General features: G+C 56.7%; 23 protein-coding genes. 16 read left to right on the top strand and 7 right to left on the bottom strand.

The window, feature by feature from the left end:
• Nucleotides 1-314: 314 nt before the first annotated feature.
• The 4 genes from rpoH to ftsY form a co-directional block, all read right to left on the bottom strand.
• On the bottom strand, nt 315-1169 hold the full coding sequence (rpoH, locus tag AC22LX_RS18045; RefSeq protein WP_002920815.1) for an RNA polymerase sigma factor RpoH: 855 nt from the start codon (nt 1167-1169) through the stop codon (nt 315-317).
• 255 nt (nt 1170-1424) lie between these two features.
• Nucleotides 1425-2480 carry a permease-like cell division protein FtsX gene (gene ftsX, locus AC22LX_RS18040; RefSeq protein WP_015369318.1) on the bottom strand — a complete coding sequence of 352 codons (1056 nt, stop codon included), beginning with the start codon at nt 2478-2480 and terminating at the stop codon, nt 1425-1427.
• Nucleotides 2473-3141 (bottom strand): cell division ATP-binding protein FtsE, encoded by a 669-nt coding sequence (gene ftsE / locus AC22LX_RS18035; RefSeq protein WP_015369317.1) that lies wholly within the window; start codon nt 3139-3141, stop codon nt 2473-2475. Before ftsE ends, ftsX begins: the two co-directional genes overlap by 8 nt.
• A gap of 2 nt (nt 3142-3143) precedes the next feature.
• Complete coding sequence (gene ftsY, locus AC22LX_RS18030) at nt 3144-4694, bottom strand: signal recognition particle-docking protein FtsY (RefSeq protein WP_049060312.1); 1551 nt, start codon at nt 4692-4694, stop codon at nt 3144-3146.
• A gap of 193 nt (nt 4695-4887) precedes the next feature.
• Here ftsY and rsmD point away from each other — a divergent pair, with 193 nt between their 5' ends.
• Nucleotides 4888-5484 carry a 16S rRNA (guanine(966)-N(2))-methyltransferase gene (gene rsmD, locus AC22LX_RS18025; RefSeq protein ID WP_015703709.1) on the top strand — a complete coding sequence of 199 codons (597 nt, stop codon included), beginning with the start codon at nt 4888-4890 and terminating at the stop codon, nt 5482-5484.
• Nucleotides 5474-5752 carry a DUF1145 family protein gene (locus tag AC22LX_RS18020; protein ID WP_015369314.1) on the top strand — a complete coding sequence of 93 codons (279 nt, stop codon included), beginning with the start codon at nt 5474-5476 and terminating at the stop codon, nt 5750-5752. The genes rsmD and AC22LX_RS18020 overlap by 11 nt, the downstream gene beginning before the upstream one ends.
• A gap of 15 nt (nt 5753-5767) precedes the next feature.
• Here the strand turns inward: AC22LX_RS18020 and AC22LX_RS18015 are convergent, their stop codons facing one another.
• Nucleotides 5768-6127, bottom strand: a complete 360-nt coding sequence (locus AC22LX_RS18015) for a DUF2500 domain-containing protein (RefSeq protein ID WP_020077761.1) — start codon at nt 6125-6127, stop codon at nt 5768-5770.
• A gap of 141 nt (nt 6128-6268) precedes the next feature.
• On the opposite strand from AC22LX_RS18015, the gene AC22LX_RS18010 reads away from it, so the two are divergent.
• Nucleotides 6269-6895 carry a lysoplasmalogenase gene (locus AC22LX_RS18010; RefSeq protein ID WP_015369312.1) on the top strand — a complete coding sequence of 209 codons (627 nt, stop codon included), beginning with the start codon at nt 6269-6271 and terminating at the stop codon, nt 6893-6895.
• Between the two features lie 78 nt (nt 6896-6973).
• A complete protein-coding gene (zntA, locus tag AC22LX_RS18005; protein WP_213292966.1) occupies nt 6974-9181 on the top strand; it encodes a Zn(II)/Cd(II)/Pb(II) translocating P-type ATPase ZntA in 2208 nt (735 codons plus the stop codon).
• A 630-nt stretch (nt 9182-9811) separates the two neighbouring features.
• Here zntA and tusA read toward each other — a convergent pair.
• Nucleotides 9812-10057 (bottom strand): sulfurtransferase TusA, encoded by a 246-nt coding sequence (gene tusA / locus AC22LX_RS18000; RefSeq protein WP_015703711.1) that lies wholly within the window; start codon nt 10055-10057, stop codon nt 9812-9814.
• A 207-nt stretch (nt 10058-10264) separates the two neighbouring features.
• Between tusA and AC22LX_RS17995 the strand changes: the two genes are divergently transcribed.
• On the top strand, nt 10265-10930 hold the full coding sequence (locus AC22LX_RS17995; protein ID WP_045375765.1) for a 7-cyano-7-deazaguanine/7-aminomethyl-7-deazaguanine transporter: 666 nt from the start codon (nt 10265-10267) through the stop codon (nt 10928-10930).
• Nucleotides 10931-11003: 73 nt separating this feature from the next.
• A complete protein-coding gene (locus AC22LX_RS17990; protein WP_045397026.1) occupies nt 11004-11561 on the top strand; it encodes a DcrB family lipoprotein in 558 nt (185 codons plus the stop codon).
• Between the two features lie 2 nt (nt 11562-11563).
• Here AC22LX_RS17990 and AC22LX_RS17985 read toward each other — a convergent pair whose 3' ends face one another.
• Entirely contained in the window at nt 11564-12784 is a 1221-nt protein-coding gene (locus tag AC22LX_RS17985; protein WP_045397030.1) for an MFS transporter, read from the bottom strand.
• Between the two features lie 383 nt (nt 12785-13167).
• On the opposite strand from AC22LX_RS17985, the gene AC22LX_RS17980 reads away from it, so the two are divergent.
• From AC22LX_RS17980 to AC22LX_RS17935, 10 genes are all read left to right on the top strand, one after another.
• Entirely contained in the window at nt 13168-13563 is a 396-nt protein-coding gene (locus tag AC22LX_RS17980) for a lipoprotein (RefSeq protein ID WP_045397034.1), read from the top strand.
• Nucleotides 13564-13624: 61 nt separating this feature from the next.
• Nucleotides 13625-14686 (top strand): methyltransferase, encoded by a 1062-nt coding sequence (locus AC22LX_RS17975; protein ID WP_045397037.1) that lies wholly within the window; start codon nt 13625-13627, stop codon nt 14684-14686.
• A gap of 20 nt (nt 14687-14706) precedes the next feature.
• Nucleotides 14707-15429, top strand: a complete 723-nt coding sequence (locus AC22LX_RS17970) for a beta-ketoacyl synthase chain length factor (protein ID WP_045397042.1) — start codon at nt 14707-14709, stop codon at nt 15427-15429.
• On the top strand, nt 15426-16241 hold the full coding sequence (locus AC22LX_RS17965) for a lysophospholipid acyltransferase family protein (RefSeq protein ID WP_045397047.1): 816 nt from the start codon (nt 15426-15428) through the stop codon (nt 16239-16241). The genes AC22LX_RS17970 and AC22LX_RS17965 overlap by 4 nt, the downstream gene beginning before the upstream one ends.
• Nucleotides 16222-16479, top strand: coding sequence for a phosphopantetheine-binding protein (locus tag AC22LX_RS17960; RefSeq protein ID WP_045397051.1), 258 nt, complete (start codon nt 16222-16224; stop codon nt 16477-16479). The genes AC22LX_RS17965 and AC22LX_RS17960 overlap by 20 nt, the downstream gene beginning before the upstream one ends.
• A gap of 11 nt (nt 16480-16490) precedes the next feature.
• Nucleotides 16491-16742: an acyl carrier protein gene (locus AC22LX_RS17955; RefSeq protein ID WP_045397054.1), complete on the top strand. Its 252-nt coding sequence runs from the start codon at nt 16491-16493 to the stop codon at nt 16740-16742.
• Between the two features lie 6 nt (nt 16743-16748).
• Nucleotides 16749-17330: a COG4648 family protein gene (locus tag AC22LX_RS17950; RefSeq protein WP_045397056.1), complete on the top strand. Its 582-nt coding sequence runs from the start codon at nt 16749-16751 to the stop codon at nt 17328-17330.
• Complete coding sequence (locus AC22LX_RS17945; RefSeq protein WP_045397060.1) at nt 17327-18676, top strand: class I adenylate-forming enzyme family protein; 1350 nt, start codon at nt 17327-17329, stop codon at nt 18674-18676. Before AC22LX_RS17950 ends, AC22LX_RS17945 begins: the two co-directional genes overlap by 4 nt.
• Nucleotides 18663-19016, top strand: a complete 354-nt coding sequence (locus tag AC22LX_RS17940) for an ApeI family dehydratase (protein ID WP_063447385.1) — start codon at nt 18663-18665, stop codon at nt 19014-19016. Before AC22LX_RS17945 ends, AC22LX_RS17940 begins: the two co-directional genes overlap by 14 nt.
• Nucleotides 19007-20698: a glycosyltransferase family 2 protein gene (locus AC22LX_RS17935; RefSeq protein ID WP_045397068.1), complete on the top strand. Its 1692-nt coding sequence runs from the start codon at nt 19007-19009 to the stop codon at nt 20696-20698. The genes AC22LX_RS17940 and AC22LX_RS17935 overlap by 10 nt, the downstream gene beginning before the upstream one ends.
• Nucleotides 20699-20701: the final 3 nt, after the last annotated feature.

The raw sequence follows: 20701 nt of genomic DNA, 5'->3' as shown, positions 1-20701 counted from the left end.
CCCATTATTATGGTTTTTGCATTTGTTGTGATGTTGTTTGTTAGCGCATTATTCTGATTTTTAGTCCATACCAAGAATAGTATGGCTGTATTTGGGTCTGCCGCCTGCGCTTTTGCAGCACACTATGCCAAAACATACCCCATTTTTCAGAATTTGAAACAACAATTTGCAGGAGATGTAAAAGTTATGTGACTGAAGTAAAACGTCGCGGCAATTCGCGCGGAGAGGGGAAACGGGTATGACGGGGATATAAAACAAAAAGCCCCCGCTGAAACAGCAGAGGCTCAATTCACTACGGCGCTGAAAGACGAAGATTAGGCTTCGATAGCGGCGCGCAGTTTTTTCATCGCGTTCTTTTCCAGCTGACGAACACGTTCAGCCGAGACGCCATAACGATCCGCCAGCTCCTGCAGCGTGGACTTGTTGTCCTCGTCCAGCCAGCGAGCGCGGATGATGTCCTGGCTACGCTCGTCCAGGCCCTGCATCGCGTCAGTCAGTTTATTAGCAGCCTGCTCTTCCCAGTTATCGTCTTCGATGCCGTCGGCAAAGTTAGACGTTTTGTCCTGCAGATAGAGCACCGGCGCCATCGGCTGGCTGTCGGATTCGTCATCGGACGACATATCAAAGGTCATGTCCTGCGCTGCCATACGTGATTCCATCTCACGCACGTCTTTGCTCGACACACCCAGCTCGCGGGCAACCATCTCTACTTCGTCCTGGTTAAACCAGCCCAGACGCTGCTTGGTTTTACGCAGGTTGAAGAACAGCTTACGCTGCGCTTTGGTGGTTGCGACTTTAACGATACGCCAGTTACGCAGCACGTATTCGTGGATTTCCGCTTTAATCCAGTGCACGGCGAAGGAAACCAGTCGCACACCCACTTCCGGGTTGAAACGACGTACGGCTTTCATCAGACCGATGTTGCCTTCCTGAATCAGGTCCGCCTGCGGCAGGCCATAGCCCGAGTAGTTACGAGCAATATGAACAACAAAGCGCAGGTGAGACAGAATCAGCTTTTTCGCTGCTTCCAGATCGCCCTGGTAATGCAGCTTTTCAGCAAGCTCCCGCTCTTCATCAGCCGATAACATCGGCCAAGTGTTAGCGGCCCGGATGTACGATTCCAGGTTACCAACGGGGGCTAAAGCTAAAGTTTGCATTTCTTTGGTCATTCAAATCCTCTCAATCGATAGTGTCTGACATGATCTTGTCCCCATCAGGCAACAAACATGCCAGCATTTATGAGCAACGAGAATATCACCCACAGTAGTATCAGACAGTGATTTTATCCACAAGTTCCATGCAACGTTGTGAGTAAATTACGCACAAAATGTGACATGGAGATGAAAGATTAGGGAAGAGGCGAACAGGGACTCTTTCCCTGCAGAGAGATATTCAGTGCAGGGAAAGATTATACCAGAAAATTTTTAGTCGGGGGTAAAGTGACGTAAATGTTGCACCGTCGCCAGCCAGGCTGCGACCCAGCCAATCATCGAGCAGACGATTAGCATCAGCAAACACTCATCGAAGCCTAAACCGCTGAGTTCGAATTTGGTGCCGAACACTTTCGCCACTTCGGTCACCGCCGAGGAGAGGCGCATCACCAGAATCTCCGACAGGATCAGCGACAAAAACGCCCCGGCGAAACCCAGCAGCGCGCCGCCATAAAGGAACGGACGCAGGATGAAACCGTCGGTAGCGCCGATCAGCTTCTGGACGTTAATGGTATCGCGACGGGCGAAGATGCTCAGGCGCACGCTGTTGCCAATCACCAGGAACACCGCGGCAATCATCAGCACGCCGATCATCGCCGACACCCGGCCAACCAGACCGGTCAGCGACGCCAGGCGCGCAAACCAGCTATCGTCCATACGCACTTCGTCGACCCCCTGAATACGGGAGACGCGATCGCGCAGGGTGTTAAGCGAATCGGTATTCTGGAAATCGAGCTTCGGCACCACAATCGCTACCGCCGGCAGCGGGTTCTCTTCCAGCATATCCAGCGCGCCGCCGAACCCGGACCAGTTGCGGAACTCGCCCAGCGCCTCATCGCGCGACAGATAATTTACCTTCTCAACGCCCTGCTCCGCCTGCAGCTGGCCAACCACCCGCGCCGCCGCATCGTCATCCAGCGTTTTTTCCAGGTAGACGGTGATCTGCGGTGACGGATAATACTGCGACGCCGCGCTATTGACGTTTTTGTAGACCATATAGCAGACGCTCGGCAGCGTCAGCGAAATGGCGATTACCATGATGGTGAGGAAGGTCGCCAGCGGCGTGCTTTTTAAATCCTGTAACGCGCCGTGCCAGGCGTAGCGCACCTGCTCGTTAAAGACGTTACTCTTCCGCGATGCCGGGTTCGGCGCCGCTTTTGGCCGTTTTGGCGCATTGCGTCCGCCGTTGCCGCCGCCCGTGGCGTTACGGAGACGATCGAACTTGCTGCCGAACTGGCGAATCTGGTTCACTGCGTCGCGCTTATTCACCCCGATGGCCTCCATGCATATGACCGTCGCTCAGCGTCAGGACGCGGTACGGACGGCTGGAAATAAGCCCCAGGTCGTGCGTCGCCATCAGTACCGTTACACCTACGCGGTTAAACTCTTCAAACAGACGTAAAATCCCTTCCGAGAGCGCCTCATCGAGGTTACCGGTCGGTTCATCCGCCAGCAGCACCGCCGGCTTGTTGACCACCGCGCGGGCAATGCCCACGCGCTGTTGCTCACCGCCGGAGAGTTGGATGGGGAAATTTTTCGCTTTGTCCAGCAGCCCGACTTTATCCAGCGCTGCGGATACGCGACGGCGAATATCATCGCCGCTGGCGCCGGCGATAATCAGCGGGATCGCCACATTATCGAACACGGTGCGATCCATCAGCAGGTGGTGGTCCTGGAAAATCATGCCGATTTGGCGGCGCAGGAACGGCACCTCGCGGCTCTTCAGGCGGCTGATATCATGGCCGCTGAACAGAATTTTCCCGGCGCTCGGCCGTTCGATACCACAGATAAGCTTCAGCAAGGTACTTTTCCCCGCGCCGGAATGGCCGGTCAGGAACGCCATCTCGCCCTGCTGCAGGTGGAACGTCACCCCCTGCAGCGCTTGTCTCCCACCGAGATAGGCTTTGCTGACTTGTTCAAAGCGAATCATTCTTAATCCTCTCGGGCAAAAAGTGCCTCAATAAAGTCGCCCGCATTAAACGGACGCAGATCTTCAATACGTTCGCCGACGCCAATATAGCGAATCGGAATACTGAACTGGTCAGCCACTGAGAAGATAACCCCGCCCTTCGCGGTTCCGTCAAGCTTAGTCAACGTAATGCCGGTCAGCCCCACCGCTTCGTGGAACAGTTTGGCCTGGCTTATCGCGTTCTGCCCGGTGCTGGCGTCGATGGTCAGCATGACTTCATGCGGCGCGTCGACATCCAGTTTCTTCATTACGCGGACAATCTTCTTCAGTTCTTCCATCAGGTGCGATTTATTCTGCAGACGACCCGCGGTATCGGCAATCAGCACATCAATATTGCGCGCTTTCGCCGCCTGAATGGCGTCAAAAATAACCGAGGCTGAATCAGCGCCGGTATGCTGGGCAATCACCGGGATCTCGTTACGCTGGCCCCAGACCTGCAGCTGTTCCACCGCCGCCGCGCGGAAGGTATCCCCCGCCGCCAGCATCACTGATTTACCCTGCTGCTCGAACTGACGCGCCAGCTTACCGATGGTGGTGGTTTTACCCACGCCATTAACGCCGACCATCAGAATAACAAATGGCGTTTTCCCTTCAACATTCAGCGGTTCCTCAACTTTCGTCAGGATCTCGCTCATCTCTTCTTTCAGCAGACCGTATAACGCCTCGGCGTCGCGCAGCTGCTTACGGCTGGCCCCCTCGGTAAGATTGGTAATAATCTTACGCGTGGTTTCCACCCCAACGTCGGCAATCAGCAGCTGTTCTTCCAGCTCTTCAAACAGATCGTCGTCGATTTTTTTACCGCGGAACAGGCTGATAAACCCGGAACCCAGATTCTGTTTGGTTTTCACCAGGCTGCGTTTTAAGCGGGCGAAGAAACCTTCTTTAGTCGGTTTTTCCTGCTCCTGCTGCGGCGCTTCCTGAGTTTCCGCGTCTTCTTCCGCCAGCTCTTCCGGCGCCTCTTCGACGTCTTGCGCCGCCAGCGCCTGCGCTTCAAGCTCTTCATCGCTTAATTCGGCTTCAGACTCTTCCGGGAGGACCTCATCTTCGATGACTTCAGGCTCCGCGACGATAACCTCTTCCGGCGTCTGTTCAGCGACCGCTTCGGCGATAACCGGCTCGGCAATCACCTCTTCAACCAGCGGTTCAGCGACTTTTTCTTCTACCGCAGGAACAACCGGCTCTTCTTCAACTGCGGTCTCTGGGACAGAAATTTCTTCCGCCACTGGCGATTCAGCCACGTTTTCTTGCGAAACGGCTTCGGTCGCCACCGGATGCGGCAGTTCGCTCTCAACAACTTGTTCGGTAACTTCTACGACCTCGGCAGCAAAGGCCTCCGGGTCTTCTTTTACCGTTTCCGCCGCGGGTACGGTTTCCGCAGGCGTTTCCGCCGCCGGAGTCTGTTCCGCAACCTCTTGTTGTTCTTCTACTTTTTGTTCTGTTTCGCTTTCCTGAGCCTGTTCTTTTTGCCCAAAGCCCAGCCAGGAAAAGAAGCCACGTTTTTTCTCTTTTGCCATTTGCGACCACACTCCTCGCTGTTTATTCATGGCGCAGCTTCGATACAACCGATTCAGAAGCTGAAAAAATGATGAAATTAGTTGGATAGTCTATCACTTAACTTAACTCGCATCACCGCCCCCGGATTAAGGTTTCGTCAATGGTCTTCGATCGTTAGAATAGCAGGCTGGAAGTTGAGACTTGAGCAAAGAGATGAAGAAACCAAATCACGCAGGCAGCGGCCAGATCCGCATTATTGGCGGACAGTGGCGGGGCCGTAAATTACCGGTGCCGGAGAGCCCGGGTCTGCGCCCGACCACCGACCGGGTTCGGGAAACGCTTTTTAACTGGCTGGCGCCGTCGATGGTCGACGCCCACTGCCTTGACTGCTTCGCCGGCAGCGGCGCGCTGGGGCTGGAAGCGCTATCACGCTATGCCGCCAGCACCACGCTACTGGAAATGGAGCGCGGCGTCGCGCAGCAGCTACAAAAAAATCTCGCGACGCTGAAAGCCAGCAACGGCAAGGTGGTCAACACCAACACGCTGGCGTTTCTCAGCCAGCCGGGCACGCCGCACCACATTGTCTTCGTCGATCCCCCCTTCCGCAAAGGGCTGCTGGAAGAAACGCTCAGCCTGCTGGAAAAAAACCACTGGCTCGCTGATGAAGCGCTGATTTATGTCGAGAGCGAAGTAGAAAACGGACTACCGCCGGTTCCGGCAAACTGGCAGCTGTATCGCGAAAAAGTCGCCGGACAGGTCGCCTACCGCCTGTATCAACGCGAGGCACAAGGAGAAAACCATGCTGATTAATTTAGGCCGCCTGCTGATGCTATGCGTTTGGGCGTTTTTGCTGTTGAACCTGTTTCAACCTTTCCCAAAACCGCTGAATATCTTCGTTAACGTGGCGCTGATTTTTATGATTCTGATGCATGGCCTGCAGCTGACGCTGTTGAAAGCGACGCAAACGAAAGATGCGCCGCCGCTGAGCCGTTTTGAGCAGATTCGTATTTTCATCTTCGGCGTATTTGAACTGGTGGCCTGGCAGAAAAAGCTGAAGGCCACGCTGAAGAAGAAGTAACGGTTAATCGAGGGCTCAGTTATCGGCAACAAAGTCGACGAATTTAGAGCCCTTATAGCTCAGCATTCCCCGGTCGCCAACGCTCAGCGCGTGGTATTGCGGCGCATCAAGGCGGAACACCACTTCCAGTCCGCCATTTTCCGGGCGGAAGCTCGCTTCATAACGCATCTCGCTTCCGGCTGGCGTCACCGTCTGCTGGCGCGAGCGACGATCGTTAATCACCTTTTCCCGCTTATTGCTGACCACCACCCGCTTCTGCAGCAGCGGCGCGGCGTCGTTATCCATTTTCTCCCGGCGCTGCTGCACGTAGCGAAACGAGGCCGCCACCACAATCACCGCGACCACCAGCACAAAAAATAGCGGAACTTTACTCATTTGCGTACCCATAAGAATTATCAGGAATAAGGATAACGCGCATTGAATAACGTTGTCATCTTCTGGCCCAAACCACTACACTGAGATCCGGTACCGTAAGCGTAATCGCTTATTTAATGATAACAGATACAGGGACTTACTATGCTTTGGTCGTTTATTGCTGTCTGTTTCTCCGCATGGCTGTACGTCGATGCGTCCTATCGTGGGCCAGCCTGGCAGCGCTGGGTCTTTAAACCGGTCACCCTGCTTCTGTTGCTGCTGTTAGCCTGGCAGGCGCCGATGTTCAACGCCATTAGCTACCTGGTGCTGGCGGGCCTGTGCGCTTCGCTGCTCGGCGATGCGTTAACCCTGCTGCCGCGCCAGCGGGTGATGTACGCGGTCGGCGCATTCTTCCTCTCTCATCTGCTGTATACGATCTGGTTCGCCAGCCAGATGACGCTATCGTTCTTCTGGCCGCTGCCGCTGGTCCTGTTGGTGCTCGGCGCGCTGCTGCTGGCGATTATCTGGACGCGTCTGGAAGAGATGCGCATGCCGGTATTAACCTTTATCGGTATGACGCTGGTGATGGTGTGGCTGGCGGGCGAACTGTGGTTCGTGCGGCCGACCGATACCGCGCTCTCCGGATTCCTTGGCGCCGCTTCGCTGCTGTTGGGTAACGCCGTCTGGCTGATTAGCCACTATCGCCGTCGCTTCCGCGCCGATAACGCCATTTCCGCGGCCTTCTACTTTGCCGGGCACTTCCTGATCGTTCGCGCGCTATATCTGTAATTTACTGCTTGACTCTGGAGTCGACTCCAGAGTGTATCCTGCGGGTAATGAGAAAATTATCATTACCCGGAGGGTGCCATGTCGACACCAGAATCTCAGGACAAAAAAGTCCCCCAGTTCTCGTCATTCAAATTTACCCCGGCGACAGAGCCCGCTGAAAGCTGCTGTACCGATCGCGCCTGCGCCGGGGAAACCGCCGCCGCTGAACAGCCGCTCAACGGCGCCCGTTATAGCTGGCAGGTAGACGGCATGGACTGCGCGGCCTGCGCTCGTAAGGTGGAAACCGCCGTGCGCCAAATCGACGGCGTCAGCCAGGTGCAGGTGCTGTTCGCCACCGAGAAGCTGCTGGTCAATGCCGAAAGCGATATCCGTTCGCAGGTCGAAAACGCGGTACGCGCCGCGGGTTATACCCTGCGCGATGCTGACGCGCCGCAGGAAGAGAAACCGCAACGTTCATGGCTGCAGGAAAACCTGGCGTTATTGAGTCTGGTAGTGATGATGGCGCTCAGCTGGGGGCTCGAGCAGTTTAACCACCCGTTCGGCAAGCTGGCGTTTGTCGCCACTACCCTCGTCGGCCTGTGGCCGGTTGCCCGCCAGGCGCTGCGGTTGATTAAAAGCGGCAGCTGGTTTGCCATTGAAACGCTGATGAGCGTTGCCGCTATCGGCGCGTTGTTTATCGGCGCCACCGCCGAAGCGGCAATGGTTCTGCTGCTGTTTCTGATCGGCGAACGGCTTGAAGGCTGGGCCGCCAGCCGCGCGCGCCAAGGCGTGAGCGCCCTGATGGCGCTCAAACCTGATACCGCCGTTCGCCTGCGCAACGGCGAGCGTGAGACCGTCGCCCAACGTGACCTTCGCCCCGGCGATGTGATTGAGGTCGCCGCCGGCGGGCGTCTGCCGGCCGATGGCGAGCTGCTATCGCCGTTTGCCAGTTTTGACGAAAGCGCGCTGACCGGCGAATCGGTACCGGTGGAGCGTAAAGCCGGCGAGCGCGTAGCCGCCGGCGCCACCAGCGTCGATCGCCTGGTACAGTTGACCGTTATCTCCGAACCGGGCGATAGCGCCATTGACCGGATCCTCAAACTGATTGAAGAAGCCGAGGAGCGCCGGGCGCCGATTGAGCGCTTCATCGATCGCTTCAGCCGGATCTACACCCCGGCCATTATGGTGGTCGCCCTGCTGGTTGCCATCGTACCGCCGCTGTTCTTCGCCAGCGCCTGGCTCCCGTGGATCTATAAAGGCTTAACGCTGCTGTTAATCGGCTGCCCTTGCGCGCTGGTCATCTCTACCCCGGCGGCGATTACCTCCGGTCTGGCGGTCGCCGCGCGGCGCGGGGCGCTGATTAAAGGCGGCGCGGCGCTGGAACAATTGGGCCAGGTGCGCCAGGTGGCGTTCGATAAAACCGGTACTCTGACCATCGGCCAACCGCAGGTCACCCGCGTTATCGCCGCCGCCAACGTTGATGAAAACGGCCTGCTGGCGCTGGCGGCAGCGGTTGAACAAGGCTCCAGCCACCCGCTGGCGCAGGCTATCATCCGCGAAGCGCAGCAGCGTAAGCTGACTATTCCCGTTGCGCACAACCAGCGGGCGCTGGCCGGTTCCGGGATAGAGGCCGAGGTCAACGGCAGCCGCATCTTAATCTGCGCGGCCAGTAAGGCTGCATCTGCTGAGCATGAGGCGCAGATCCAGCAACTGGAGAGCGCCGGACAGACGGTGGTGCTGGTGATGCGCGATGATACGCTGCTCGGCATTCTGGCGCTGCGCGATACCCTGCGCGACGATGCGCGTCAGGCGGTGGATGAGCTGCATCAATTGGGTGTGCAAGGAGTGATTCTTACCGGGGATAACCCGCGCGCTGCGGCGGCTATCGCCAATGAACTGGGTCTGGAGTTCCGCGCCGGATTGCTGCCGGCAGACAAAGTGCAAGCGGTGATGGCGCTTAACGCCAATGCGCCGCTGGCTATGGTCGGCGACGGTATCAACGATGCCCCGGCGATGAAAGCGGCAACCATCGGTATTGCGATGGGCAGCGGCACCGATGTAGCGCTGGAGACCGCCGACGCGGCGCTAACCCATAACCGCCTCACCGGCCTGGCGCAGATGATTTCGCTGGCTCGCGCCACCCATGCCAATATTCGCCAGAATATCGCCATCGCTTTAGGGTTGAAGGGGATTTTCCTCGTCACGACCCTTCTCGGCCTGACCGGGTTGTGGCTGGCGGTGCTGGCGGATACCGGCGCGACGGTGCTGGTAACGGCTAACGCACTGCGGTTATTGCGTAAAAAGTAATGTTGAAGCGATATTCCCTGCTCGCACTGCACCTGGCAGGGCTACGGTTGCGGACCGTAGGGTAGCCCGGATAAGGCGCAACGCGCCGCCATCCGGGGGGATTCCCTGCTCGCGCTGCGCTTAGCAGGGCTACGGTTCCAGCCTTTGGGTAGCCCGGATAAGGCGCAACGCGCCGCCATCCGGGGATATTCCCTGCTCGCACTGCACCTGGCAGGGCTACGGTTGCGGACCGTAGGGTAGCCCGGATAAGGCGCAACGCGCCGCCATCCGGGGGTATTCCCTGCTCGCGCTGCGCTTAGCAGGGCTACGGTTGCGGACCGTAGGGTAGCCCGGATAAGGCGCAACGCGCCGCCATCCGGGGATATTCCCTGCTCGCGCTGCGCTTAGCAGGGCTACGATTCCAGACCATTGAGTAGCCCGGATAAGGCGCAACGCGCCGCTATCCGGGGATATTCCCTGCTCGCGCTGCGCTTAGCAGGGCTACGATTCCAGGCCTTTGGGTAGCCCGGATAAGGCGCAACACGCCGCCATCCGGGGGTATTCCCTGCTCGCGCTACGCTTAGCAGGGCTACGGTTCCAGACCGTTGGGTAGCCCGGATAAGGCGCAACGCGCCGCCATCCGGGATGGGCTCAGTGGCTTTTACGGATCAGATAACGGTACGGCAGGGCTTCGGTTTCCTGCGCCACCAATTCATGCTCCATAAAGAGGCAAAAACCGGGGATATCACGGGTGGTGGCCGGGTCGTCGGCAATAATCAGCAGGGTCTCGCCCACCGGCATGGTGCGTACGGTTTTACGCACCATCATCACCGGCTCCGGGCAGCGGAGCCCCAGGGCGTCCAGCGTATGGTCAGGACTGGAGAAAAGTTCGCTCATTTTTATCTCACTTCAACAAAACGGCCCTAGTTTACCCCCACTTCGCCAGTACGCAAGCCAGGTTAACGTTTGCGCGAAAAACAACCATTGCATTACGCTCGCAACGCAGTATCATGCAGCCGTTTTTAATTGGGTTCCCTCACCCCAACGTTCCGCTCCCGATTCCTTCATTGATGTGAAGCATGACGGGCATAAAAAGGTCACAATATGAATCCCTTTACTACCGTACAGCGTAAGAAAGCGCTCGTCTGGCTTTCGCTATTTCATCTGCTGGTGATCACCTCCAGCAACTATCTGGTCCAGCTGCCGATCTCCATTTTTGGTTTTCATACCACCTGGGGCGCGTTCAGTTTTCCCTTTATTTTTCTCGCCACCGATCTGACGGTACGCATTTTTGGCGCCCCGCTGGCGCGACGCATCATCTTCGCGGTGATGATCCCGGCGCTGATTATTTCCTATGGCATTTCGGCGCTGTTTTACATGGGCGAGTGGCAGGGCTTTGCCGCGCTGGGCACCTTTAATCTGTTCGTTGCCCGTATCGCCGCCGCCAGCTTTATGGCCTATGCGCTGGGGCAAATTCTCGATGTCCACGTCTTCAACCGCCTGCGTCAGAATCGCCGCTGGTGGCTGGCGCCGACCGCGTCGACCCTGTTTGGCAACGTCAGCGATACCCTGGCTTTCTTCTTCATCGCCTTCTGGCGCAGCCCGGATCCGTTTATGGCCGCCCACTGGGGGGAAATCGCCACCGTCGACTACTGCTTTAAAGTGCTCATCAGCATCGTCTTCTTCCTGCCGATGTACGGCGTGCTGTTGAATATGCTGTTGAAAAGACTGGCGGATAAATCTGATTTGTCGGCATTGCAGCCAGGTTAAAGGTACTCGCTAACGGTTGTGATAAGATAACCGGATGAGCCGTTAATGGCCGTTTATCGAAAGGAAGATGTCAATGCGCAATTTGGTTAAATATGTCGGTATTGGCCTGCTGGTTATGGGGCTTGCGGCCTGTGATAACAGCGATTCAAAAGCGCCGACCGTCGGGGCAGCAGCAGAGAGCAACACCAGCGGCCAGGCGATTAGCCTGCTGGATGGTAAACTGAGCTTCACCCTGCCTGCGGGTATGGCAGATCAGAGCGGTAAGCTCGGTACCCAGGCCAACAATATGCACGTCTATTCCGACGCCACCGGCCAGAAAGCGGTGATCGTGATTGTTGGCGACAGCACTAATGAAGATCTGGCGGTGCTGTCCAAACGTCTGGAAGATCAGCAGCGCAGCCGCGACCCGCAGCTGCAGGTTGTGTCTAACAAATCTATTGAGATTAAAGGGCACACCTTACAGCAACTGGACAGCATCATCTCCGCCAAGGGGCAGACCGCATGGTCTTCCGTGCTGCTCGGTAAGGTCGATGACAAACTGCTGACCCTGCAGGTCACACTGCCAGCGGACAACCAGCAGCAGGCGCAAACCGAAGCGGAAAGCATCGTCAACACGCTGGTCATTAACTAATTTTATTGCCCTGATGCAGCGGCCTCCGGTTCAACGACCGGGGGCCGTTTTTTTAACCGCCAGCCCAGCAGTAGCGCGGCCATCACCAGCCCTGCCGCCGCCAGATAAATCGTCGGTATCCCGGTCCACGCCATCAAAAGCCCGGCCAGCGGCCCGGTTATCCCCAACGACAAATCCATAAAGACGGTATAGGTCGCCAGCGCCGAGCCCTGATTGTGCTGCGGTACGGCTTTTACCGCCACCACACCCAGCGCCGGGAAGACCAGCGAGAACCCCGCGCCGGTGAGGAAAGTCCCGACTTTCGCCATCAGCGGCGTCTGTGCAAAGCCCACCAGCAGCAGGCCAATAACCTCCACGCTAAAACAGAGCATCGCCACGTTCAGGCCGCCGAGGCGGTTAATACCGTTGGGAAAAAGCAGCCGCGTGCCGACAAACGCGCAGCTGAACAGCGTTAACGCAAAGGCCGCGCCGTCCCAGCCTTTCGCGTCATAAAACAGGGTAATAAAGGTCGCGATAACCCCGAAGCCGGCAGAAGCCAACGCCAGCGCCATGCCGTAAGGCCAAACCCGGCCGAGCACCGCACGAAATGACATCGCTTTCCCTTTCGTTGCCTTCACCGCCGTTCGCGGTAGCGCGCAAATGATAGCCACCAGAGCAACCGCCATAATGACCATCGCCAGGCCGCTGAGGCCAATGTATGAATAGCACAGCACGCCCAGCGGCGCGCCCATCGCCATCGCGCCGTAGGTCACAATGCCGTTCCACGAAATCACCCGCCCGATATGCAGCGAGCCGACAACGCCTACGCCCCATAGCGTCGACCCCGTGCCGGCGAAGCTCTGGCCAATGCCGAGGATCGCTCGTCCCAGACATAACAGCAGCAGACTCAGCAACGGCCAACCGCTACTCCAGGCTGCCAGCAGGTAACTCAAGCCGCTCAGAAAACAGCCGCACAGGCCGAAAACGACAATTTTTTTCGGCCCTAGCAGGTCGGCATAGCGCCCGGCCTGCGGTCGGCTCAGTAGCGTGGCGAAATACTGCAGGCTAATCACCAGCCCGGCCCAGAAGGCGCTAAATCCCATCACATCGTGAACGTAGCCCGGCAAAACCGCCAACGGCAGGCCGATAGTGAGATAGCTGGCAAAGTTGAAAATAACGACGGAGACAATCCGCAGATTGAGGCGCAATCCACTGAGCACGGGTTCGGCGACGGGTTCAGGCATCGGGGTCCACCAAATTGATACGACACGCTTCACTATTATCACGGCGTGTACAAAAAAGCAGCCCTTTATCTGCAATATTACCCTGCCAATAATTAAACGGCGATTTGCAATTTAAAAGTCGTAAAATTACGACATAACTTACCGATGATATTCATTGATTAAGCAGAGTTAATTTACTTATACTTCGCCCCGCAGCGTACCTGCGCCGTCGTTTTATCCTAAAATCAGCATTCCTATAACATTAGGATATTTATCTGTCACATTTTTAAAGTAAAGCAAATTTAATAAACAACCTGAATAAAAAACACGACATCATGACGACATTATTATTTTTGCCATTGACCTAAGTATTTTCTCAACCAATATATTGATAGGGAGTATTCATGAAAAAGGTTATTCACTGGATTGTTGCCGCCACGGTTGTTGGCGCGCTGGCGGGTTGCGCGCGCACCGCGCCGATCGAACAGGTCCAAACTACGGTTAGCGCGGGTCATACTGAAGCTCAGGTCAAAAGCGCTATTCTCCAGGCTGGTGTCCAGCGTGAATGGATTATGTCCGATGCAGGCCCTGGCGTTATCAAAGGACATTTACAAAACCGGGCCCACTCCGCGGATATTAAAATCAACTACTCTGCAACAGGTTATTCTATTAATTACGTGAGTAGCCTTAACCTGATGGCTTCCGGCGGAAAGATTCATAGAAACTATAATCGCTGGGTGCACAATCTCGATAAAGATATTCAGGTCGCCCTCGCCGCTAATACGGCGTTACAGAAGTAACTCCCCAACGGGCCAGTATTGGCCCGTTCCCCTCACATTGATATAAAAGGTTGTGCCGAACGTGTATCAACAGGACTCTCTTAGCGCGCTGGATGCCATCACGGAAGCGCAACGCATCGCTTTCGCCCCCATGCTCTTTCAAACCGCGTTATGTCTGCGTAACTCAGGTATCCTCGGTTATCTCGATCGGCAAGGTAAACGCGGCGCGACCCTTGAAGCAATTAGCGAAAATTGTGAGGGAAATGAATATGCTGTAGGCGTTTTGCTGGATATGGGATTAAGCGGCCGTATTGTTACCTATAAAGAAGAACGCTATTACCTCGCTAAAGTGGGACATTTCTTACTCCATGATACGATGACCCGTGTAAATATGGATTTTACTCAGGACGTTTGTTATCAGGGATTATTCTTTCTGGAAAATGCGTTACAGGAAGGTAAACCATCTGGTTTAAAAGTTTTTGGTGAGTGGCCAACAATTTACCCGGCATTATCGCAACTTCCGCAAGCGGCGCGTAAAAGCTGGTTTGCTTTCGATCATTACTATTCCGACGGTGCGTTCAGCGCCGCGCTGCCACATGTATTCGCCAGTCGGCCCGCAACCCTGTACGATGTCGGCGGAAATACCGGTAAGTGGGCGCTGCGCTGCTGTGAGTATGATGAAAATATCGCGATTACGTTATTAGATTTGCCACAACAAATTGCGCTGGCCCGCGAAAATATAGAAAATGCGGGCCTTACCCATCGCATTGACTGTCATGCTGTGGATATGCTGAGTGACGCCCCCTTACCAGGAGAGGCGGATATCTGGTGGATGAGCCAGTTCCTTGACTGTTTTTCCCCGGAACAAATTATCACCCTACTCAGTAACGTCGCGCAGGTCATGAAACCCGGCGCGCGCCTGTGTATTCTGGAGCTGTTCTGGGATGCGCAGAAGTTTGAAGCAGCATCATTTAGTCTGAATGCGTCTTCGCTCTACTTTACCTGTATGGCCAACGGCAACAGTCGTTTCTACAGCGTAGAGAAGTTTTATCGCTATCTGGAAATGGCGGGTTTCCGGGTAGAACAACGCCACGATAATTTAGGCGTTGGGCATACCTTGTTGATATGTCAGAAGAATAATTGATTTTTCGCGGACGCGTGTAGATGACATTTGCATTTAACATAGTTGATTGGCAGGCCTTCGCGCCTGGAGTCAGTGACACCAAGCAGTGGCAACGGTGGTCACAGCATTTGCACGCCATCGATCCAACCGCGGCGCCGGCCAAACTTAGCGAATTACCGATGATGACCGCCCGTCGACTCAGTTCAGGCAGCAGGCTGGCCGTGGAGTGCGGGCTGGCGATGCTGCGCCGCCATGAGATCGACGCCGTTCTCTATACCAGCCGTCACGGCGAACTCGAGCGCAACTATCGCATCCTGCACGCCCTGGCGCTGGAGCAGGCGCTCTCGCCTACCGATTTCGCCCTATCGGTACATAACTCCGCCGTCGGCAATCTGACGATTGCAGCGAAAAAGCCCATTGCATCGTCATCGCTTTCCGCTGGGCGCGATACTTTCCAACAGGGTTTATATGAAGTGATGGCTCTACTACAGGCGGGCTATCAGCGCGTCTTGATGGTGGATTTCGATGGTTTTCTGCCAGAATTTTATCACTCGCAGCTACCACCGGCGATGCCAACCTGGCCCTACGCGGTGGCGTGGGTCATTGAAGCGGGAAGCCAATGGCGCTGCAAAGCGCAACGTCATGACGCAGTCGAAGAGAGCACGCTGCCGCAAAGCCTGTTGTTTTTACAGTATTATTTGCAGAATGCGCGCGCATTCACGCTGCCCGGCGAACGCGTGCAATGGCAGTGGAGCTGTTCATGAACACTCTTCTGTGTCGCCTTAATCGGCTCTGGCGCGCGGCGATGACCGGTTTTTGTTTCGCGCTGTTTGGCCTTGGCGGGCTGCTGCTCTCTGTTGTTTGGTTCAATCTATTGCTGATTCTGGTGCGCGATAAGGCCCGCCGTCGCCGCATCGCACGGCGCAGTATTTCGCTCAGTTTCCGCTGTTTTCTCATCGTGGTGAAAGGCGTCGGCGTACTCGATTACCAGATTGAAGGGCGCGATATTTTACGTCAGGAGCGCGGTTGCCTGGTGGTCGCCAACCATCCCAGCCTTATCGACTACGTTATGCTGGCCTCGGTGATGCCGGAGACCGACTGCCTGGTGAAAAGCGCGTTGCTGAAAAACCCATTTGTCAGCGGCGTGATCCGCGCGGCGGATTATTTGATTAACGATCGCGCCGATGCCCTGCTCCCGGCCAGCCGGCAGCGCTTACAGCAGGGCGATACCATTTTGATTTTCCCGGAAGGAACCCGAACGGTGCCGGGAGAAAAAATGCAGCTGCAGCGCGGCGCGGCCAATATCGCCGTGCGCTGCGGCAGCGACTTGCGCGTCGTCATCATCCGCTGCACCGAGCATATGCTGGGTAAACAGAGCAAATGGTACGACGCGCCGCGAACGAAGCCGTTATTTACCGTCGAAGTCGGAGAACGGCTGCGAATAGACCAGTTTTACGAGGCAAATAAACAAGAACCGGCGCTGGCCGCACGGCAGTTAAACCGGCATATTTTGCTTAAATTAGAATCAGGCACTACACCTGAAACAGGAATTAATGATGCAAGCGCTTTATCTTGAAATTAAGAATCTGATAATCAGTACATTGAACCTGGACGAGTTGTCCGCTGATGATATCGACACCGATGCCGCCCTGTTTGGCGATGGCCTGGGTCTGGACTCCATCGATGCGCTGGAGCTGGGCCTGGCGGTGAAAAATCAGTACGGCGTGGTGCTGTCGGCTGAGAGCGAAGAGATGCGTCAGCACTTCTTCTCCGTCGCCACGCTGGCATCATTTATTCAAGCGCAGCGTGCCTGAGGAGAACCGTCATGACCGAACAACAAGCCATTTACGAAGAAGTCTCCTCGCTGCTGGTGAAGGTATTTGAAATCGATCCGCGGGATATTAAACCTGAGGCCCGCCTGTACGAAGATCTCGAACTGGACAGCATCGACGCCATCGACATGATCGTCCATCTGCAAAAGAAAATCGGCAAGAAAATCAAGCCAGAAGAGTTTAAAACCGTACGCACCGTGCAGGATGTCGTCGATGCGGTAGAACACTTACTGAAAGAAGCGTAATTCACCGTGTCGGGCATACGCTCGCTGCCGGTCGTTCCGTTAATGACAGGGGTATTGCTGCTGGCCTGGCCGTTCTTAGTCTGGTTTGGCCTCGCGCATAATAGTCTGCAATGGCTACTACCGTTAATGGCGCTGCTGCTGTTTTTACGCTTTCGCCAGACCCGGCGACAGGCGGGACCACTGAGCGTGGTTACTCAGGTCGTAGCGGCAGCTGGCATGACGCTGTGCATTGCCAGCTATCTGCTAAAAACCCATCAGCTGCTGCTGTTTTATCCGGTAGTAGTAAATAGCGTCATGCTGGCAGTGTTTGGCGGTTCGCTGTGGTCAAGCATGCCGATAGTCGAGCGCCTGGCGCGGCTGCGGGAACCGGTTCTTCCCGAGCGCGCCGTGCGTTACACCCGCCGGGTTACCCAAATCTGGTGCGCCTTTTTCATCCTCAACGGCGGCGTTGCGCTGTTTACTGCGCTATACGGCGATATGTCCCTGTGGACGGCGTGGAACGGCATGATTTCCTATCTTCTGATGGGAACTCTGATGGCCGGCGAGTGGCTGACCCGCCAGCAGATGATTAAACGAGATAAACCATGAAGCAGCCCCTTATGCTGGCCCAGTGGCTCAGCACAGCGCGTCCGTCGGACACGCTGATTGCGTGGCAGGAAGAACACCGCTGGACGCTGGCGCATCTGCGCTACGATGTCGCCCAGCTGCTTGCCTGTTTGCAGCAACAGCAAGGCGAACGCTGGGCGCTCTGTTTTGATAACAGCTATCTGTTTCTGGTCGCCCTGCTGGCCACGCTGCATGCTGGAAAAACGCCTGTGCTTCCCGGCCACAGTCGCGCGTCGTTATTAAACGAACAGCGGACGCTTTTCGACGGCATATTGAGCGATAAGGCGCTGGCGTGGCGCGGGCCGTTACAGGTTGTGCATTCCGCCATGACGACCGCCCCCCACGAATACGCATTCCCGGCAATCGACGATGACGCCGATATTGAGCTTTTTACCTCCGGTTCTACCGGTGAACCGAAGCGAATTAGTAAGCCCGTCAAGAGTCTCGACCGCGAGGCGGCGCTGTTAGCCGCGCACTATGCCGGACGCCTGGCAGACAGCCGGGTAGTGGCATCGGTCGCGCCACAGCATTTATATGGCCTGACTTTCCGCCTGTTCCTGCCCATGGCGCTAGGTTTGCCGCTCCACGCGGCGATGATTGAGTACGCCGAGCAGTTAACGGCATTGAACCCTGACTATCGCTATCTTTTTATCAGCAGTCCGGCTTTCCTCAAACGTCTCGATCGCCAGTTGCCCCCGCCACCGGTCGCGATGATTTTGTCCGCCGGCGGCAAGCTTCTGTGGCAGGATGCGGTGCAAACCGCCAGTTGGTTTGCTGTCTGGCCGGATGAAATTTACGGCAGCACGGAAAGCGGAGTTATCGCCTGCCGCCAGCGCCTGCAGGATGATACGCCGTGGCAGCCGTTCCCCGGCATTCGCTTTCAGCCGCAGGGCAACACAATTCGTCTATTTTCGCCGCTTATCGCCGACGATAACGGCCTGGTTATCGATGATATTTTGCATTTCAATGAAAGCGGTCAATTCCATCTGGCAGGTCGTCGCGACCGGGTGGTGAAAATTGAAGAGAAACGCATTTCACTAAGCGAAGTGGAACATCGATTACTGGAACTGGATGGCATTCTTGATGCCGCCGCCCTGCCTATTACCCGCGGCAGTCGCCAGAGCGTTGGCGCGTTGTTAGTTCTGCACCCAGACGCCCGTCGCCGCTGGGGAAAAAGTCAGGAATTACAGTGGCGAAAAGCGCTGCGCGCCTTGCTGGAACCTGTGGCCATCCCTCGCTACTGGCGGGTGATTGACGAGATCCCCGTTAACAGCATGAACAAGCGTGTCTACGCGCAATTACAGGAGTTATTTCATGAAGCCCCATGAAATTGGGCGCCGTCAGCCGCAAGCCGATCGGGTTGAAATCGTACTCTCTCTCGACCCGGCTCTATTCTGGTTTCGCGGCCATTTTGCCGTGCAGCCGCTGCTCCCCGGCGTCGCGCAGATGGACTGGGCGATGCATTACGCCACCATGCTGCTGGCCCCCGGCTGGCGTTTTCACAGCGTTCAGAATGTGAAGTTTCAGTCGCCGCTATTGCCGGACACGACCGTTACGCTCGCCCTCAACTGGCAGGAGGCGCGCCAGACTCTGACGTTTAGCTATCTGCGCCACGACGGCGAAGCGCGACACACCGCCAGCAGCGGGAAAATTCGCTTATGCCGCTAGATTTCTCTCCCTGCGTTCTGATCCCCTGCTATAACCACGGCGCAATGATGCCGCGGGTGCTGGCGCGCCTGCAGCCCTTTGGCCTGCCGTGCATCGTGGTGGACGACGGCAGCGATACCAGTACGCGGCAGCAGCTGGAGCGGCTGGCGGCGGAAACCGCCAGCCTGACCCTAATCCGCTTACCACAGAACGCGGGCAAAGGCGCAGCGGTGATCCGTGGGCTACAGGCCGCGGCGGAAGCCGGGTTCAGCCATGCGGTGCAGGTCGATGCCGATGGTCAGCACGCCATCGAAGATATTCCGCAACTGCTGGCGCTGGCGCAGACGCATCCTGAAGCGCTGATTTCCGGGCAGCCGATTTACGACGACTCTATCCCGCGTTCGCGCCTGTACGGGCGCTGGATAACCCACGTCTGGGTATGGATTGAAACGCTGTCGCTGCAGTTGAAAGACAGCATGTGCGGCTTTCGCGTCTATCCGATAACGCCAACGCTACGGCTGGCGCAGCGCGTGACGCTCGGCCAGCGTATGGATTTCGATACCGAAGTGATGGTGCGCCTCTACTGGCAGGGGAATACCAGCTACTTTGTTCCGACCCGCGTGACCTATCCACCGGACGGTTTGTCGCATTTTGATGCCTTCAAAGATAACTGCCGCATCTCGCTGATGCACACGCGTCTGTTCCTCGGCATGCTGCCGCGGATGCCGTCGCTGCTGTTTCGCCGCGCCTCGCCGCACTGGGCGCGCCAGCAGGAGGTAAAAGGATTATGGGGAATGCGCCTGATGCTGCTGGTGTGGCGGCTGCTGGGGCGCAAGGCGTTCACGCTGCTGCTTTATCCGGTAGTCGGCGTGTACTGGCTGACGGCAGCGACGGCGCGCCGCGCGTCGCAACAATGGATCACCCGCGCGCGCGAACAGCTCGCCGCGCGCCAGATGCCGATACCGCCAACCCTGACCAGCTACCGGCACTTCCTGCGCTTTGGCGAGGCGATGCTGGATAAAATCGCCAGCTGGCGCGGCGAGCTACAGTTTGGTCGCGACGTGGTCTTTGCCGCAGGCGCCGAGGAGATGCTGAATATCAGCGATCCGCGAGGAAAACTACTGCTGGCCTCGCATCTCGGCGATGTCGAGGCCTGCCGCGCGCTGGCGCAACTGCAGGGCAGCAAAACCATCAACGCCCTGGTATTCAGCGAAAACGCGCAACGTTTTAAACAAATTATGGCGGAGATGGCGCCTCAGGCCGGACTCAACCTGATGCCGGTGACCGATATCGGCCCGGAAACCGCCATGCTGTTGCAAGAAAAGCTGGATCGCGGCGAATGGATCGCTATTGTCGGCGACCGTATTGCGGTTAACCCGCAGCGCGGCGGCGAATGGCGCGTCTGCTGGAGCCGTTTTATGGGACAAGACGCCCCCTTCCCGCAGGGGCCGTTCATTCTCGCGGCTATTTTGCGCTGCCCGGTGAATTTGATTTTCGCTCTCCGCCAGCAGGACAAACTGCGCATTTACTGCGAGCCGTTCGCCGATCCGCTGCTGCTGCCGCGCGCCGATCGCCAACAGGCGCTCCAGCAATGCATCGACCGCTACGCCGAACGGCTGGAACACTACGCGCTGCAGTCGCCGCTCGACTGGTTTAACTTTTTCGATTTCTGGCGTTTGCCGGATCCCAAAGATAAGGAGTAAAGG

Source organism: Klebsiella sp. PK01 (genome assembly GCF_057624675.1).
Note: the sequence above shows the minus strand (reverse complement) of the source record. Positions and strands in the feature narration are given on the sequence as shown.